This window comes from Microbacterium sp. ANT_H45B (assembly GCF_008369345.1).
Lineage (GTDB): Bacteria > Actinomycetota > Actinomycetes > Actinomycetales > Microbacteriaceae > Microbacterium.
Genome location: NZ_VOBK01000002.1, coordinates 1,012,450 through 1,028,575 on the forward strand (window position 1 = coordinate 1,012,450; position 16,126 = coordinate 1,028,575).

Annotated in this window: 10 protein-coding genes and 1 tRNA gene; 3 read left to right on the forward strand and 8 right to left on the reverse strand. The window is 69.8% G+C overall.

Going from position 1 to position 16,126, the window contains the following annotated elements:
- Positions 1-12: 12 nt before the first annotated feature.
- The 3 genes from FQ142_RS11375 to FQ142_RS11385 are packed head-to-tail and all read right to left on the reverse strand — an operon-like array spanning position 13 to position 4,422.
- Complete coding sequence (locus tag FQ142_RS11375; protein ID WP_149423332.1) at positions 13-1,449, reverse strand: CDP-glycerol glycerophosphotransferase family protein; 1,437 nt, start codon at positions 1,447-1,449, stop codon at positions 13-15.
- On the reverse strand, positions 1,446-2,699 hold the full coding sequence (locus tag FQ142_RS11380) for a CDP-glycerol glycerophosphotransferase family protein (RefSeq protein WP_149423333.1): 1,254 nt from the start codon (positions 2,697-2,699) through the stop codon (positions 1,446-1,448). Before FQ142_RS11380 ends, FQ142_RS11375 begins: the two co-directional genes overlap by 4 nt.
- 55 nt (positions 2,700-2,754) lie before the next feature.
- The gene (locus tag FQ142_RS11385; RefSeq protein WP_262492131.1) at positions 2,755-4,422 is read right to left on the reverse strand and encodes a S1C family serine protease; all 1,668 of its coding nucleotides are present in this window, start codon (positions 4,420-4,422) and stop codon (positions 2,755-2,757) included.
- Between the two features lie 100 nt (positions 4,423-4,522).
- On the opposite strand from FQ142_RS11385, the gene FQ142_RS11390 reads away from it, so the two are divergent.
- Positions 4,523-5,725 carry an aminotransferase class I/II-fold pyridoxal phosphate-dependent enzyme gene (locus FQ142_RS11390; protein ID WP_149423334.1) on the forward strand — a complete coding sequence of 401 codons (1,203 nt, stop codon included), beginning with the start codon at positions 4,523-4,525 and terminating at the stop codon, positions 5,723-5,725.
- Positions 5,726-5,746: 21 nt separating this feature from the next.
- On the opposite strand, the gene FQ142_RS11395 is transcribed toward FQ142_RS11390, so the two are convergent.
- Positions 5,747-6,553 carry a carbon-nitrogen hydrolase family protein gene (locus FQ142_RS11395; RefSeq protein ID WP_149423335.1) on the reverse strand — a complete coding sequence of 269 codons (807 nt, stop codon included), beginning with the start codon at positions 6,551-6,553 and terminating at the stop codon, positions 5,747-5,749.
- 79 nt (positions 6,554-6,632) lie between these two features.
- On the opposite strand from FQ142_RS11395, the gene FQ142_RS11400 reads away from it, so the two are divergent.
- Positions 6,633-6,706: transfer RNA gene (locus FQ142_RS11400), tRNA-Met, on the forward strand.
- 310 nt (positions 6,707-7,016) lie between these two features.
- Here the strand turns inward: FQ142_RS11400 and FQ142_RS11405 are convergent.
- Both FQ142_RS11405 and FQ142_RS11410 read right to left on the reverse strand, forming a co-directional pair.
- Positions 7,017-9,914, reverse strand: coding sequence for a UPF0182 family protein (locus FQ142_RS11405; protein WP_149423336.1), 2,898 nt, complete (start codon positions 9,912-9,914; stop codon positions 7,017-7,019).
- Between the two features lie 46 nt (positions 9,915-9,960).
- Positions 9,961-11,055 carry a PDZ domain-containing protein gene (locus FQ142_RS11410; protein ID WP_149423337.1) on the reverse strand — a complete coding sequence of 365 codons (1,095 nt, stop codon included), beginning with the start codon at positions 11,053-11,055 and terminating at the stop codon, positions 9,961-9,963.
- A gap of 117 nt (positions 11,056-11,172) precedes the next feature.
- Between FQ142_RS11410 and FQ142_RS11415 the strand changes: the two genes are divergently transcribed.
- Positions 11,173-12,606, forward strand: coding sequence for a zinc-dependent metalloprotease (locus FQ142_RS11415; RefSeq protein WP_149423338.1), 1,434 nt, complete (start codon positions 11,173-11,175; stop codon positions 12,604-12,606).
- A gap of 855 nt (positions 12,607-13,461) precedes the next feature.
- Here FQ142_RS11415 and FQ142_RS11420 read toward each other — a convergent pair.
- On the reverse strand, positions 13,462-15,183 hold the full coding sequence (locus FQ142_RS11420) for an ATP-dependent helicase (protein WP_056416291.1): 1,722 nt from the start codon (positions 15,181-15,183) through the stop codon (positions 13,462-13,464).
- Positions 15,180-16,082, reverse strand: a complete 903-nt coding sequence (nudC, locus tag FQ142_RS11425) for an NAD(+) diphosphatase (protein ID WP_149423339.1) — start codon at positions 16,080-16,082, stop codon at positions 15,180-15,182. Before nudC ends, FQ142_RS11420 begins: the two co-directional genes overlap by 4 nt.
- Between the last annotated feature and the right edge of the window lie 44 nt (positions 16,083-16,126).

The window sequence follows — 16,126 nt, forward strand, 5'->3', positions numbered from 1 at the left end:
GGGGGGCGGGGGTCAGCGGGTGACGTACCCCTGGTCGAGGATGCGTGCGACCACCCGCTCCGCCGCGTGGCCGTCGTCACGGGCGTTGAACTGCGCCCGCCACGCCGCGTAGCGCGCGGCGAAGGCCTCCGTGAGCGTGGAATCGGCGAGCGCGGCGACGAGCTCCTCCTGCGTGCGGACCAGAGGCCCGGGGGCCCGGCTCTCGAGGTCGAAGTAGAAACCGCGCAGCTGCCCGCGGTAGTGGTCGAGGTCGGGTACGAGGAAGAACATCGGCTTGCCCGTGACGCTGAAGTCGAACATCACCGAGGAGTAGTCCGTGATCAGCGCGTCGGCGGCGAGCAGCAGCTTCGAGGTCTCCGGGTACCCGGTCACGTCGATCACACGGGCGCCGGCACGGTCGCGATCGGTGTCGATCGTGCGGGAATGACCGCGTACGAGCACGACGGAGTCCGTCTGCCGGGCGAGCGCCTCCGCGTCGACGAAGTCGACCATCCCGGCACGGTCGTCGCGCCACGTGGGTGCGTAGAGCAGCACGCGCTCCTCGGCTCCGATCCCGAGATCGGCGCGGATCGTGGCCGCGTCTCCCGTCATCAGCACGTCATCGCGCGGGTACCCCTCGACCCAGATGGGGCGCCCGAAGAAGGCATATGCCTTGCGGAGAATGCGCTCCGAATACGTGTTCTGGGCCAGCAGAACGTCCCAGCGACGGGATTCCTTCACGACCGCGGCCATACGGCGCAGGTCGAATCCCGGCCGATGCAGGGCGAGTCGCTTCAGCGGCGTGCCGTGCCAGGTCTGCAGGACCTTCTGGCCCGGTTTGCGGACGAAGCGCCGACGCAGCCAGTCGTTGACGACGAGGAGCCTGGCGTCCGCACGAGCGCGCCACCATTCCGGGCTGCCCTCGACGACCGCGATGGCGCCGTCGGGGACCGCCACCGAGAGATCGGCGACGCTCCAATAGCGCACGACCGCCGGCGCCGCCACGGCGAGTGCTCGATCGATGGCCTGCGGGTTGCACCCGACGGTGCGCCCGTAGAAGCTCTCGAAGAACACCGCGTTCTCCGTTCCGCCGGTGTGCGCCAGGTAGCGTCCCTCGAGGGTCGCCTGCCCCTCGGGCGTCTCGTAGGCGGGATCGATGGGCGCCGCGATGGCGGCCGTGGCACCGCGGACCGCGATGCGCACTCCGGACAGCACCTCCGGGGCGACGGCGAGACCCGCGAGGTCGACGCCGGGGATGCGGATCTCGTAGTCTCCGGCCGGGAGCGGCAGCTCGGCCCCACCCCATCGCGACGCACGAAGGGGGACAGTCGCCTTCCACGTCTTGCCTCCGCCGGTGATCCGAGCGGTGACCCTGGCGCGCGGCCCGATCAGCTCGGCGGTGGAGGGACGCGGACCGGTCCCTGCGATGACGAGCGTCTCCGCCGCATCATCGATCCGGGCCGTGGTCATACTGCTCCCTTCGGCGCGGCGACACCGCGCGCGCGAATCTTCTCGTACACCCGCTGGGTGTTGCGCCCATCGCGGAACGCATGCATCTCCGCGCTGAGCGTAGCGGAACGCCCGGCGGCGGCGGCGAACACGTCGTCGTCCTCCAGCAGCACCGCCAGCTGCGCCACCAGGGCATCCCAGTCGGCCGCCCACTCGTCGCCCGCCACGTCCCGGAACCGCCCGTAGAATCCGCGGGCACGGCCGTACTCGACGACGTCGGGGGCGAGATAGAGCACGGGCATCGCCAGCAACCCGACGTCGTACGCGAGCGACGAGTAGTCGGTGATCAGCACGTCCACCGCCGGCAGTACCGGGGTCACGTCGGCGAGCACCCCGGATCCGAGCATCTTCACCCGCGCGGTCGGCAGCGGAGGGGCGTACCCGCCCTCACCGAGCGGGTGCGAACGGACGAGGAGCACGGCATCGTGCTCCTCCAGCATGCGGATGATCCGCACCCACTGCGCCGCATCCGGTATCGCGGGGTCGGGTGCGCCGTCGCGCCAGGTCGGCGCATAGAGGATCGTGCGGGAGGATCTCCGCGGTTCCCCGAGTGCACGGTCGAGGGCGACGGATGCCGCCGCCCGCCGCGCCTCGGGCTCCCCCGCGGAGAGCACGTCGACGCGTGGCTCGCCGGTCACGACCACCCGATCGTCGCCGAGGCCGAATGCCGACTCGAGGCGCCCGCGGGATCGATGCGACGCCGCCGGGAGCACGCGGATGCGCTGTGCGGCCCGACGGTAGAGGAACTCGACGAGGCGTCGGAGCACAGGCGCGCCCGGAACGTCGGGGACCTGCGTCGTGGCGGGCGAGTCCAGGCCGATGCGCTTGAGGGGGATGCCGTGCCAGAGCTGCACGACGAAGGCGCCGGCGATCGCGTAGCGGTTCGCGTCCCCGAGCCCGTGGGTCACCACGACGACACCGGCCCGCGCGGTCGCCCACCACCCGCGCAGCCCGTGCTTGCGCACGGTGCGCAGGCCCAGAGCAGCGGCGTCGGCATCCTCACGATCCGAGGACGTGAGCCAGAGCGTCTCGTGGCCCTGGGACGCAGCGTGCCGCTGCAGCGCGAGCGCGCCGTCCCCGATGCCGGCTCCGCACCCGAACACCCAGCGTGAGCCGCGCGGTACGAGGGATGTGCCGACGCGACCGGCGAGGTAGACCGGGATCCGCAGCAGCTTGGCCGCATTGCCGGAGCCGAAAGAGAAGGACGCCACTCCGCGAGCCTATCGCGGGGTGGCGTCCTTCTCGGTGACCGGGTGGTCTGGGTGATCAGCCGGCGAGAGCTCCCAAGGTGACGTCGCTCTCGAACTGCTTGCCTCCGCGGATGTAGGTGACCTTGGCATCGCTGCCGCCTGCGGCCGCGCGCACCTGGGCGGTCAGATCCGTGGCGCTCGTGATCGGGACGCCGTTGAAGGCGGTGACCACATCGCCCTTCTTGAGTCCACCGGTGGCGGCGGCGCCTCCACCGGACACATCGGCGATCAGCGCACCGGCGACCGCGGCGTTCTCCGCGCTGGCGGCATCCTGCACCGAGGCACCGAGCAGACCGTGCGTCGCCGCACCGTCGGCGATGATCTCCTTCGAGACGCGCTCGGCGATGTTCGAGGGAATCGCGAAGCCGATGCCGATGGATCCGCCCTCCTCGGAGTTGCCCGAGCTCGCGATGGCCACGTTGATGCCGATCAGCTCGCCCTTGCTGTTGACGAGCGCGCCACCCGAGTTGCCGTGATTGATCGCGGCGTCCGTCTGGATGACGGCGATCGAGATCGAGTCGGAACTCTGCTGGGAGGTGTTCCCCGGCAGATCGAACTGGAACGGCCCCTGCCCCTGACCCTCCGGCGGCGTCTCCTCCTGCTGGGGGGCGTCTTCCGACGACGAGTCGGGCAGCGCGGACGAGGCGATCTGGATGCTGCGGTTCAGGGCGCTGACGATTCCGGTGGTGACCGAGTTCGACAGACCGAGCGGCGCACCGAGCGCCACCGCCGTGTCTCCCACGTTGAGCGATGAGGAGTCGGCGAACTCGATCGGGGTGAGGTCTTTCGCGTCGGTCAGCTTGATGACGGCGAGATCGTAGATCGGGTCGGTGCCGACCACGGTCGCCGCGTAGATGCGGCCATCCGACGTCGTGACCCGGATGGTCGGATCGGCGACCGCACCGCCGAGGGTCACGACGTGGGTGTTCGTGAGCACATAGCCGTCGTCGCTGATGATGACGCCCGAACCGCTGCCGCCCTGGTCCGAGCCCGCAACCTCGATCGTGACGACGGACGGCAGCGCCTCCGTGGCGACGGCGGTGGTCTCGTTGACGGAACCCGGATTGTTCACCGTCACGGTGTCGGGTCCCTGCGCGACCCCGGTCGAGGTCTGGTTGGAGATCCCGTTGAGGATCGCTCCCCCGCCGAATCCGGCGACACCGCCGACGAGCGCGGCGGCGACCACGATGGCGGCGAACTTCACACCGGCACGGGGCTTCTCCTTGGCCTTCACCGGACCGGCGAACGGCTCGCCCTGCCCGGGCTGGGCCGCGGAGTGGATGCCGAACGCCGCGCCGGGCGCCGTCGAGGTGGGGGCGCCGGGGTGCGCCGGAGCCGATCCGTATGCCGATGCGTCCGGGGCACCGACACCGCTCGGAGCGGCGAACGCCGCGGGCTGCTGCGGCACGGGTGCGGCGTGGGGCGCGGTGAACGCGGGAGCGACACCCGGTGCGGGATTCTGCGGCGCCGCAGGCGTCTGCGGCGGAGTGACCGCGGCAGGCGCCGAGGTGAACGTCTGCGGCATCTCGTGTCCCTGGCCGACGGGCGCGGGGGCGGGGAGGTCGGTACGGGTCTCAGCGGCGCCGTTCGTCGTCGAATGGTCGACGGCCCCTGGCACCTCGGTGGACGGCACGGCGTCGTTCGACGCGGGTGACGTGTGGTCGTGGGTGTTGTCTTCGTTCATGGTGTGTGCTCCTTCAACAACGCCCCTTCAGAATGACGACTCTGTCTGTGCGTTTCGTATGGTGCAGATGAGTTTCCGCTATGGCCTTAGCCTGTTCTCCATGAATGAGATCCCCGGCGCCTGGCGGCGTACGGCAGCGGGAGCCGGCCTGCTCGCAGCCGACGGAACCGTCGCACCCACCATCTTCGCAGAGATGTCCGCCGCGGCGGCCAGAACCGGGGCGATCAACCTCGGGCAGGGCTTCCCCGACGAGGACGGCCCCAGGGAGGTGCTCGAGGCCGCCCGTGAGGCGATCTCCCGGGGCGTCAACCAGTACCCGCCCGGTCGGGGCGCGCCCGACCTGCTCGCCGCCATCAGCGAGCACCAGCAGCGGTTCTACGGACTGGAGGTCGACACGGCGAGCGAGGTGATCGTGACCGCCGGTGCGACGGAGGCGCTGACCGCCGCTCTGCTCGCGCTGATCGACGGACCGGACGACGAGGTGGTCGTCTTCGAGCCGTACTACGACTCGTACGCGGCGGCGGTCGCGCTGGCGGGCGCACGGTTGCGGACGGTCCCCCTGCGCGCTCCGGACTTCCGACCGGATCTGGATCTGCTCGCTGAGACCGTCACCGACCGCACCCGGATCATCCTCGTCAACGACCCGCACAATCCGACCGGTGCGGTGTTCGACCGGGAGGTGCTCGACGAGGTCATCCGGCTCGCCGAGCGGCACGACGCGACCATCGTCACCGACGAGGTCTACGAGCACCTGTCGTTCCACTCCCCGCACACTCCGATCGCCGCGCTGCCCGGTGGTGCGGCGCGCACGCTGACGATATCTTCGGCGGGCAAGACGTTCTCGGCCACGGGCTGGAAGATCGGCTGGGTGCACGGCCCCGCCGCGCTGATCACCGCCGTCCTGACCGTGAAGCAGTACCTGACCTACGTGAACGGCTCGCCCTTCCAGCCCGCTGTGGCCGTCGGTCTGCGCCTCGGCGACGACTACTTCACGGGGGCGGCGGCGGCACTGGCGCACAAACACAAGATCCTCGGCGCCGGGCTGAGGGCCGCCGGGTTCGTCGTCCATGCGCCACAGGGGGGCTATTTCACCGTCGCCGATGCGTCGGGGCTCGGCGGTGCGGATGCGGCGCAGTTCTGCCGCGAGCTGCCGGAGCGGGCCGGGGTCGTGGCGATTCCCCTCAGCGCCTTCGTGTCGGCGGAGCGGCGAGACGAGTACGCCGGGCTCGTGCGGTTCGCCGCGTGCAAGCGCATCGACGTGCTGCAGGAGGCCGCCGCGCGGCTCAGCGCCGCCGACTTCTGATCGACGGAGCGGCTCCCGCGGTCAGCGCGGGCTGACCCGGTACCGTCTGAGCTGCAAGGCGGGGTTGCTCTCGCGAACCCGCTCGATCACGGCGCGCTCCACGGTTGCGACGGCGATGCCCTCGCTCACTCCGACTCCGGCGAGGACGACACCCTGCGGGTCGATGATCTGCGAGTGTCCCACCCCGACCGGGGTCGGGTGATCGGCCGCAACCACGTAGACGGTGTTCTCGATCGCGCGCGCCGCGAGCAATGTGGTCCAGTGATGCTCTTTGAGGGGGCCGCGCACCCATTCGGCGGGGACGACGAGCGCGTCGGCGCCGGCATCGACGAGCGTGCGTGCGACCTCGGGGAAGCGCAGGTCATAGCAGGTCATGAGGCCGAAGCGCATGCCGGCGACCTCGAAGGTCGGCGCCGTGAGCTCGCCCGCCTCGATCCAGTCGGACTCCTTCTGTCCGAAGGCGTCGTACAGGTGCTGCTTGCGGTACACGCCGAGGATGCCGTCGCCGCGGACGGCGACGACGGTGTTGTGCACGTGCGCGGCGTCGGAGGCGCGCTCGACCAGGCCCGCGACGATCACGACGCCGTGGTCTGCCGCCAGGGCCCGCAGCGTCGTGACGAAGTCGCCCTCCAGCGTCTCCGCATTCGCGGCGAGCGTGTCGTCCATGGGATCGACGAAGTAGCTCGAGTACTCGGGGAAGACGATCAGTCGCGCGCCTCGGGCAGCGGCAGCGACGACGAGCTCGGCGAGGCGCTCACGGTTGCTTTCGCGGGAGCCCGTCGGAGCGAACTGGCAGACGGCGACGGGCACGGCGGCGGATGCGGGCATGCTCACATCCTCCCCCATCGCGGCGGGGCCGACCTCGATTCGCGAGCCCTCAGAATCCGTGTTAGGCTGTAACTCGTGCCGCGGGGTGGAGCAGTTCGGTAGCTCGCCGGGCTCATAACCCGGAGGTCGCAGGTTCAAATCCTGTCCCCGCAACGAGAATGCGACACAAGAAAGGCCCCTGATCAGGAGAAATCCTGATCAGGGGCCTTTTGCTTTCCTGCCTCATGACGTGCTGTCCACGACACGCGAACCGGAACGCGGTCATGGTGGCTAGGCTCCTGCACACCGCTGCTGACAGTCACCGAGCGTCATGGACGCGTCGAAGTGGTCGTCACTGGACCCGCCGGTCACCGATACGGAAAGTCGGTACCCGCCGGACGATACCGGGATGAGGTGGATCGACGCACGAAACCGGAATGGGCGCCCCCGGAGGGGCGCCCATTCTGTATCTCTCACTGCGGGATCACTCCCCCGACGTCGACTCCAGTCCGAGCAGCGTGTTGACGGCGTCCGTGAGACGCTTGTCCGCCTCGGCGAACTTCGTCAGGTCGCCGGACTTGAGCGCGGCGTCACGGTCGGTGAGCGCCTGACGCGCAGCGTCGAGCGCCTCGGCCTGTGCATCGGTGGGCGTCGTCGGTTCGGTCGGTACCTCGCCGGTGTCCGGATCGGGCTGCGTCGGCTCGACCTGGTCGTCACCGCCGGTCGCGCCCGAGTCTCCCCCGAAGAGCGTGTCGAGGGCTGCGGTCAGGGTGTCCTCGAACGCCACCTTGTCGCCGAAGGCCACGAGGACCTTCTGCAGACGCGGCAGCTTGGTGCCCTCCGACGACTGCACGTAGACCGGCTGCACGTAGAGCAGACCGCCTCCGACGGGCAGCGTCAGAAGATTGCCGTAGAGGACCTCGGACTCACCCTGCTGCAGCAGGTTCAGCTGCGGCACCACGGCGGTGTCGGAGTTGTAGGTGTTCTGCACCTGTCCCGGTCCCGGCACGGTCGTGTCGGTATCGATCTCGAGCATCCTGAGCTGTCCGTAGCCCTCGCCCTTGACGCCGGCCTCGGAGCCGGCATCCGAATCGACCGCGAGGTAGCCCATCAGGACGTCGCGGTTGCCGCCGCTCCCGGTCGCCGACGGGATAAACGTCGAGAACATCGAGAACCGCGGGGAATCCTGGCCGGGCATCTGCATGGTCAGGTAATACGGGGGCTGCAGCACCTGATCGCTGCGAGGGTCGTTCGGCGTCTGCCAGCGGTTGTCCTGCTGCGCGAACGAGCCTGCGGTGTCGATGTGGTAGATCCCGAGGATGTCGCGCTGCACCTTGAAGAGATCGGTCGGGTACCGCACGTGGCTCATCAGGTCGGACGACATCTCGCTGACCGGCTTGAGCGTCGACGGGTAGATGTTCTGCCATGTCTGCAGCACCGGGTCCTTGTCGTCCCAGGCATACAGGGTCACCGATCCGTCGTAGGCGTCGACCGTGGCCTTCACCGAGTTGCGGATGTAGTTGATGTCATCGATCGCGAGGGTCGGAGACGGCAGGTTCGAGTCGGCGATCGCCTCGGAGAGGCTCACGTTCGTCGAGTACGGATACGTGGCGCTGGTCGTGTAACCGTCGACGATCCAGACGATCCTCCCGTCGACCACGCTCGGGTAGGGGTCGCTGTCGAGTTCCAGGTACGGTGCGACCTTCTGCACCCGCGTCGTGGGATCGCGGTCGTACAGGATCTGGGAGTCGTCGTTCACCAGGTTGGAGAAGAGGATCTGCTCGGACTGGAACTTCAGTGCGTAGAGCAGCTTCGTGAAGGTATTGCCGATCTTCGGCCCACCGTCGCCCTCGAACGTGGTCTTGGTCTCGTTCGAGCCGTCCTTGCCACGCGGGTAGTCGATCTCGACCGGGTCAGAGCCGTCAGGCGATCCGACGATCGAGTACTCGGGCGAGTTCTCGCCGAAGTACACGCGAGGCTCGAAGTTCTCCTGGTCGGTGAGGAATCCCGCGGACGGGATGCCGCGCTCGAGGAAGACCGGCTCCCCGTCGCTCGTGCGCTGGTTGCCTGCCGCGACCACGAGACCGTAGCCGTGGGTGTAGACCGCCGCACGGTTGTTCCAGTTGCTGACGTCGACGCCCTCCATGTCGAGGTCTCGCACCGACACCACGGTGTCCTGCATCTTCCCGTCGATCTCGTAGCGATCGACGTCGAGGTTCTGCTGGAACTGGTAGTACCCGCGGTACTGCTCGAGCTGGCGCACCGCGGGGCTGATGACCGCCGGATCGACGATGCGGATGGATGCCGTCGTCTCGGCGTCCGCGCGCAGCTGACCCGCCTCGGCATCGGTCTCGGCCTCGAACGGCGTCGTCTCGAGATCGGCGACCCCGTACGCCTCCTTCGTGCCGTCGATGTTCCGCTGGTAGAACTCCGCCTGGTAGGCGTTCTGGTTCGGTCGCACCTGGAAGGTCGTGACCGCCCACGGGAAGCCGACGCCGACGACGAGCGAGGCGACGATCAGCAGCGCGGTCGCGGCCAGCGGGAAGCGCCAGCGACCGATGACGGCCGTGACGAAGAAGAGGATCGCGACGATCGCCGCGATGATGGTGAGGATCGCGAGACCGGGGATCGTCGCGTTCACGCCGGTGTAGGCGGGGCCGACGATGCGATCGTCCTGGGCGACCAGGGTCTTGAACCGGTCGAGCCACAGGCTCGCCGCCTGCACCAGCAGGTAGAGACCTGCGAGGATCGCGAGCTGGATGCGCGCGGGCTTGGAGATGCGCAGCTCACCCTGGCCGATGCGCACCGACCCGTAGAGGTACGACACGAGTGCGGTCACGACGAGCGTCAGCAACAGCACGGCCGACACGAACGCGAGCAGGATCGAATAGAACGGCATTGCGAACATGTAGAAGCCGGTGTCGACGCCGAACTGCGGGTCGGTGGTGTCGGTGGTGACGCCGTTGGCCCACAGCCACACGGTCTTCCACTGGCTGGCGGCCGAGAAGCCGGCGAACAGGCCGAAGAAGATGGGCATGCCCCACATCGCGAGGCGACGGAGCGGCTCGATGACCTCCTGGTACCTGTCCAGCTGCGAGCTGAGGCGCACGTAGACGGGCCGCAGACGGTAGGCCAGCTGGATCGCGACGAACAGCGGCACCGCCATGCCGAGGAAGCCGATGACGAACATCACCGCCGTGGCGAACCATTGAGTGGTGAGCACTCCGGTGAAGCCCACCTGGTCGAACCAGAGGTATTCGGTGTAGAACGACGCGAAGAGGAAGAAGGCGGCGATCAGCGCGGCGATGATCGCCAGCGAGATCCCGAAGATTCTTCGCGAAGTTCGAGGAGTGGCCGGGTTCGGTGCGGAAGTCGAGGTCACCCTCCCATCCTAGGCTCGCCTCACTGTACGGCGGCTGTCCACCCTGTCACGGGGAGGTCACGACATCGCAGGTCGGGAGCGCGGCCACATCGCCGCCGTCGGCGATCACGTCGAGCGCAGCGAGAGATTCCTTGAGGGTGGAGGTGCTGATCACCGTGAGCCCGTCGGGCACATGCCCGGTCACCTCGTCGCAATTGGACGACGGCGCGAGGAAGTACTCGGCGCCCGCGTCTCGCGCCCCGTAGAGCTTCTGACGGATGCCGCCGATCGGCCCCACCGTCCCGTCGGCCTCAATGGTGCCGGTGCCGGCGACGTTCTCCCCGCCGTTGAGCTCGCCCTCGGTGAGCGTGTCGATGATCCCGAGCGCGAACATCATGCCCGCGCTCGGACCGCCGACGTTGTCGAGCTGCAGCGTGACGTCGACCGCGAAGTCGTAGTCGGTGCGCAGCGAGACGCCGATGAGCCAGGTGGTGACATCCCCCTGGGTCTGCGCCTCAGGCGTGACCTCGACGACGCGCTCGTCACCCGCACGCTGCACGGTGAGCGCGACGGGAGCTCCGCCGGCGTCCTGGATCGCCTGCTTCAGCTGCTTCGCGGAGCTCACTGCGGTGCCGTCCACGGCGGTGATGACGTCCTCCGCCTCGAGGCTCCCCTCGGCGGGCGCGTCGTCGATGACCTCCTGCACCACGACCTCGGCGCCGGTGTCGTATCCGAGCTCATCGAGCGCAGCGGCCGTGGCCTCGTGCTGCGAGTCGACCATCAGCGTCGCGTTCTGCTCGTCGCGCTGCTCGGTGGTCACGCCCTCGGGGAACACCGAGTCGATCGGGACGACGGCGCGCGAGGAGTCCGTCCACGCGAGAGCGAGTTCGAACCAGCTCGGCGTGCGCTCGCGGTTCCCGACGACCTGCACGGTCGTGAGGTCGAGCGTTCCCGCCGTCTCGTACGTCTCCGCACCGTCGATCTGGATCAGCGGGATCTGCTCGCCGTCGGCGCCGGCGGCGGTTCCGAGGGTGTCGTACACCGGCCCAGGGCGCTGGATCACGTAGGGCGTCGGGAGGAAAGTGAGCACGACGAGCGCGATCAGAGCGACGATCAGCGCCCAGACGCCCAGCCCGAGTTTCACAGACCGGGTTCGATCCACAGTTTTCCTCCGTCGTTCGCGGGCGGCGTACAGCGATCTGCCCGCGTCGGGGTCTGGCGGCCACTCCTGTGACTAGCGTAGATGCCACGGCTTCAGACGTGCTGAGAGGCGAGCGACATGCCAGACAACGACCCCACCCCCGAGGATTTCGAAGAGTTCCTCCGACGAATGATGGCCGGCCAGGGCGGCGGTGACATCGACCCCGAAGCGCTGCGGAACGCCTTCTCCGGCATGGACGGCATCCAGCTCGATCCCGCCATGATGCAGACCATCATGTCGCAGCTGCAGGGCGCCTTCGGCGGCGACGCATGGGAGAACGCGCTGCGTCAGGCGCTGCACATCGCGAACCGCGACGGGCTCGGCATCACCGAGGGATCGCGCACCTCGCTCGTCGACTCGTTCGCCCTCGCCGATCTGTGGCTGAGTGAGGCGACGACCATCTCCGAGCTCGCCGAGCGACCCAGGGCGATGACCCGCGGCGAGTGGGTCGAGGCCACCCTCCCGGTGTGGAAGGAGATCGCCGAGCCGGTGTCCACGAGCATCGCGGATGCGCTCACGAGCGCCCTCGACACCCAGGTGCCCGAGGAGATGCGCGAGGTCGTGCAGGGGGCCGGCAAGCTCATGCGGGGCCTCGGAGGGTCGGTGTTCGCGGCCCAGTTCGGACAGGTGCTCGGCAAGCTCGCCCTCGAGGTGGTGTCCGGCGGCGATGTCGGCATCCCCGTGCTCCCGGCAGGGACCGCGGCGGTGATCCCGCAGAACCTCAGCGACTTCGGCGACGGACTCGAGATCCCCGAAGACCAGATCATCCTCTACCTCGCCACGCGCGAGCTGGCCTACGCCCGGCTGTACCGCCACGCGAAGTGGCTGCACCTGCACGTGATGGCGCAGATCACCGACTTCGCACGCGGCGTCACGGTCGACGTCGACGCACTGGAGGACGTCGCGAGCCGTCTCGACCCCTCGAACCCCGAGGAGCTGCGGTCGGCGATCGAGGGCGGCGCGCTGCTGCCCTCGCAGACGGAGGCGCAGAGCGAGGCTCTGGCACGGCTCGAGAACCTGGTCGCGACGATCGACGGATGGGTCGACGTCGTCACCGCTCAGGCCACCTCCCGGCTTCCCGACGGCGCGCGCATCGCCGAGGCCGCACGACGACGCCGCGCGGTCGGCGGCCCGGCGGAGGACGCCCTCGGCGCTCTCGTCGGACTCAAGCTCCGCCCGCGCCGCCTGCGCGAGGCGTCGGCCATGTGGCAGGCCGTCACCGACGCGGTCGGCGCCGCGGGGCGCGACGCCCTGTGGGACTACCCCGACCTGATGCCCACCTCGGAGGACATCGACGACCCCTCCGCGCTGGTGGCGCGGCTGCAGGCGACGGCCCGTGGCGAGCAGCCGGCGGCCGACGAGTTCGACGAGGCCCTCGCGCGCCTGCTCGACGGCGACGATTTCTCCGCCGAGAGGAACGGAGAGACGGATGACGCCTCTTCCGGATCCGACGGCGAGGAGAGCGACGACGAGGAGCCGGGCGACGGGACCGGGGGCGAGCGACCGGTCTGACCCGGCCGTCGGTCCGGTCTGGAACCGTGGCCGGGTCAGGTGCCCGGACCAGGGCCGACACCTCTCCTGCACAGACCGCGAGGGCGCCCGATCTTCTCCACCGATCGTCCTCCCGGCACCCCGCGCCACGTGATCATCCCCAGAATCGAGGGATGCCTCCGCTGAGTCCGCAGATCACGACCCGCCTCGACCCCGCCGTCCCGTTGCTGTGGCGCGATGGCGACACCCTGCAGATCGGCATCGAGGGAACTCTGCGGATCCCCGCCTCCGAACCGTGGGTGGAACGCCTCGTCGCCCGCATGGCGGCGGGTTTCCGCCGCTCGACGTTCGACGTCCTCGCCCACGCCGCGGGCGCACCGCGTGCCGACGCACGCCGGCTGCTCGCGCGGCTCGAGCCGTTGCTGGTCGACGATGTCGCCTCTCCCCCGGCCGCGTGGGTCGAGAGCATCGACGTCCTCGACGGCCGGTGCGAGTACCGGATGCGGGAGGCCCTGGTCGACGAGGGCGTGGCTGACGGTGTGCGCGGGGATCCTCGACACGTCGGTGTCGTTCTCGTGGAGGGCGCGGCGGCCGCGCTGCAGTTCGCACGCTACCTGCGCGACGACCTCGCCCACCTGCCGGTGTCGTGGGAGCGCGGGCGGACGACCGTCGGCCCCGTGATCGTCCCCGGCATCTCACCGTGTCTGAGCTGCCGCGACGGGCACGAGCGCGCGAAGGATCCGGCATGGCCGCGGCTGCACGCGCAGCTCGTCGCTCGCCCCGCCGGTCCTCTCAGCGCGGCACGCGTCGCCGACGCGGCCACCCTCGTCGCACGGCTGCTGGCGGCATCCGCGTCACCGGGCGAGTATGCGGTGATCAGCGACGACGGTCGGCGCGAGTGGCGTTCGGTGACATTTCACGAAGAATGCCGGTGCCGCGTGCCGTCGTCCCCATCTCTGCCAGGAACCGCGACGGCGCTCGTTCCCCTCGCCCCGCGGATCGAGACCAGGAGAGCGCCAGCGTACGCGCGGCTCGCGTGACACCGACATACGCGAGACGTCGCTCTTCGTCGATGGCCTCGAATCCGGTGGCATACGAGATGGGCAGCGCCCCCTCGGCCCACCCTGCGAGGTGCACGTGCGGCCATTCGAGACCCTTCGCGGCGTGCAGGGTCGACAGCGTGACGGTGCGCAGCGTCGGCTCATGCTGGTCCTTGGCGCGAGCCATCAGCGAGTCGCTGAACGTGCGGAGGTTCTCGTCGGGTCCGGCGTCCTCCGCGAGCCTGAGGATCGCGCGCCGCGCCTCCCAGCCGTCGCGCTGCGCGCCACCCGCGGCCGGGGGCTCGTCGCTCAGACCGAGCTCGCGCAGGACGCGCTGGACACCCGGGAGGAATCCCTGTTCGGTGGGAGCGACCGCCGCTGCTCGCAACGCGAGGATCGCCTGCCGCACCTCGGGCATCGCGAAGAACCGCGTGCCGCCCAGCACCGAGGTCGCGACGCCCTCGGCGGCGAGCGCCTGCTGCAGCGCGGCGGACTGCGCGTGCGCGCGGTAGAGCACGGCGATGTCGGCGGGAGACGTCCCCGCGGCGATGCGGGCCGAGACGGCCGCGGCGATGCCTTCGGCCTCCTCGCGCTCGGAGTCGTACGCGGTGACGGTGGGGGCATCCGCGTGGAAGGTCTCGCGCGCCGGGACGAGCTCGAGCGCACCCGGCCTGCCCTTCATGAGCGCGTTCGCCGCTTCGAGGATCGGGGCCTGCGACCGGTAGTTGGTCTCGAGGCGGACGACCGTCGCATCGGGATGCCGTCGTTCGAACTCCAAGAGGAAGCGCTGCTCGGCGCCCGCGAACGAGTAGATGGTCTGGCTGGCGTCGCCCACGACGCAGATGTCGCGCCGGTCACCCAGCCAGAGCTCGAGCAGACGGTTCTGCAACGGCGACACGTCCTGATACTCGTCGACCGTGAAATGCCGATACTGCTCGTGCACCGACGCCGCCACACGGGACTCCGCCTCCAGCATCCCCGCGCACGCCAGCAGGACGTCTTCGAAGTCCAGCTGATGCCGTTCGTCCTTCAGGGCCTCGTAGCGCTGCTGCAGCTCCACCAGCTGCTGCGTGTCGACACCGCTCACCGACCGCCCGAGGGCCGCGTGCGCGTCGACCGAGAGCATCGACACCTTGCGCCACTCGATCTCGGAGGCGATGTCGCGCAGCGTGGCGGTGCTCGGGCGCAGGCGCATGGCGTCGGCGGCCTGCCCCAGCATCCGCACTTTGTTGTCGATGATCGACGGAGCGGGAGCGCCCGCAAGGGTCGGCCAGAAGAAGTTCAGCTGCGCCAGAGCGGCCGCATGGAAGGTCCGCGCGGCGACGCCCTCGACGCCCAGCGCCCGCAGGCGCCCCCGCAGCTCTCCCGCCGCCTTGGCGGTGAACGTCACCGCCATCACGCGCGAGGGCGAGTACGCTCCGGTGTCCACGCCGTGGGCGATCCGGTGGGTGATCACGCGGGTCTTTCCCGTGCCGGCACCCGCGAGCACCGCGACGGGTCCACGCAGCACGGATGCCGCCTCCCGCTGCCGTTCGTCGAGTGCGTCGAGCGCGCTCACGCGCGCTCCTCGAACCACGACACGATCAGGGCACGGGCGATGGACGACGGGCCAGGGAGGCCGACGGGTCCGTCACCGGCGAGAGCGGAACCGATCTCCGCCCGAGTGAACCACCGCGCGTCGATGATCTCCTCGCCGTCCGGGCGCACATCGCCCTCGTCGAGGACGACCGCGCGGAAGCCCAGCATCAGCGAGCGCGGGAACGGCCACGGCTGCGAGGAGACGTAGCGCAGAGAGGCCAGTCGGACGCCGGACTCCTCTTCGAGCTCGCGGTGCACGGTGGCCTCGAGCGACTCCCCCGCCTCCGTGAATCCCGCGAAGCAGGAGTACATGCGGCCTCCCCAGTTCGCGTTGGCACCGAGCAGCAGACGCTCGCCGTCGGCGCTCTCCACGGCAACGATGACCGCGGGGTCCGTGCGCGGGAAGTGCTCGCGCCCGCAGACGAGGCAGTGCCTCGACCACCCCGCCTGTCGGAGCTCGGTACCTCCGCCGCACGACGGGCAGAACGGCGCATCCCGCAGCCAGCCGCCCAGGGCGAGAGCCTCGATGAGCAGCTCGGTCTCGTCGGCGGCGAGGCGGGCACCCAGATCGCGCAGACCCAGCCACATCTCATCCGGGGCCGTATCGACGCTCTCGGTCTCGGGCTCAGGCGGCAGGACGGCCAACAGGATGGCATGGCCGTCGGTGTCACGACCCAGCAGAGCCCAGGTGGCGTCGACGATCTCCTCTGCGGGAACCCGCAGGAGCGCGGCATGATCGACGTCGCCGTCCGCGATGCGTACCCGACCGCCGCGCGTGGCGATCACCCGGGTCGTGCGGTCGGCGCGGAGCCGGTCGATGAGTCCTGGCTCGCCCCTCAGGTCCGCGGCGCGGTCGAGAGACGTGGTCTTCATGGTCATCGGCTCCCTCTCTCACGGGCGTGGCGGAAGCGGGACCGCCCCTG

Bases quoted from the DNA above. Each gene is read 5' to 3' on its own strand.
- FQ142_RS11375 (WP_149423332.1), bottom strand. From the start codon at position 1,449: ATGACCACGGCCCGGATCGATGATGCGGCGGAGACGCTCGTCATCGCA.
- FQ142_RS11385 (WP_262492131.1), bottom strand. From the start codon at position 4,422: ATGAACGAAGACAACACCCACGACCACACGTCACCCGCGTCGAACGAC.
- FQ142_RS11390 (WP_149423334.1), top strand. From the start codon at position 4,523: ATGAATGAGATCCCCGGCGCCTGGCGGCGTACGGCAGCGGGAGCCGGC.
- FQ142_RS11395 (WP_149423335.1), bottom strand. From the start codon at position 6,553: ATGCCCGCATCCGCCGCCGTGCCCGTCGCCGTCTGCCAGTTCGCTCCG.
- FQ142_RS11415 (WP_149423338.1), top strand. From the start codon at position 11,173: ATGCCAGACAACGACCCCACCCCCGAGGATTTCGAAGAGTTCCTCCGA.
- nudC (WP_149423339.1), bottom strand. From the start codon at position 16,082: ATGACCATGAAGACCACGTCTCTCGACCGCGCCGCGGACCTGAGGGGC.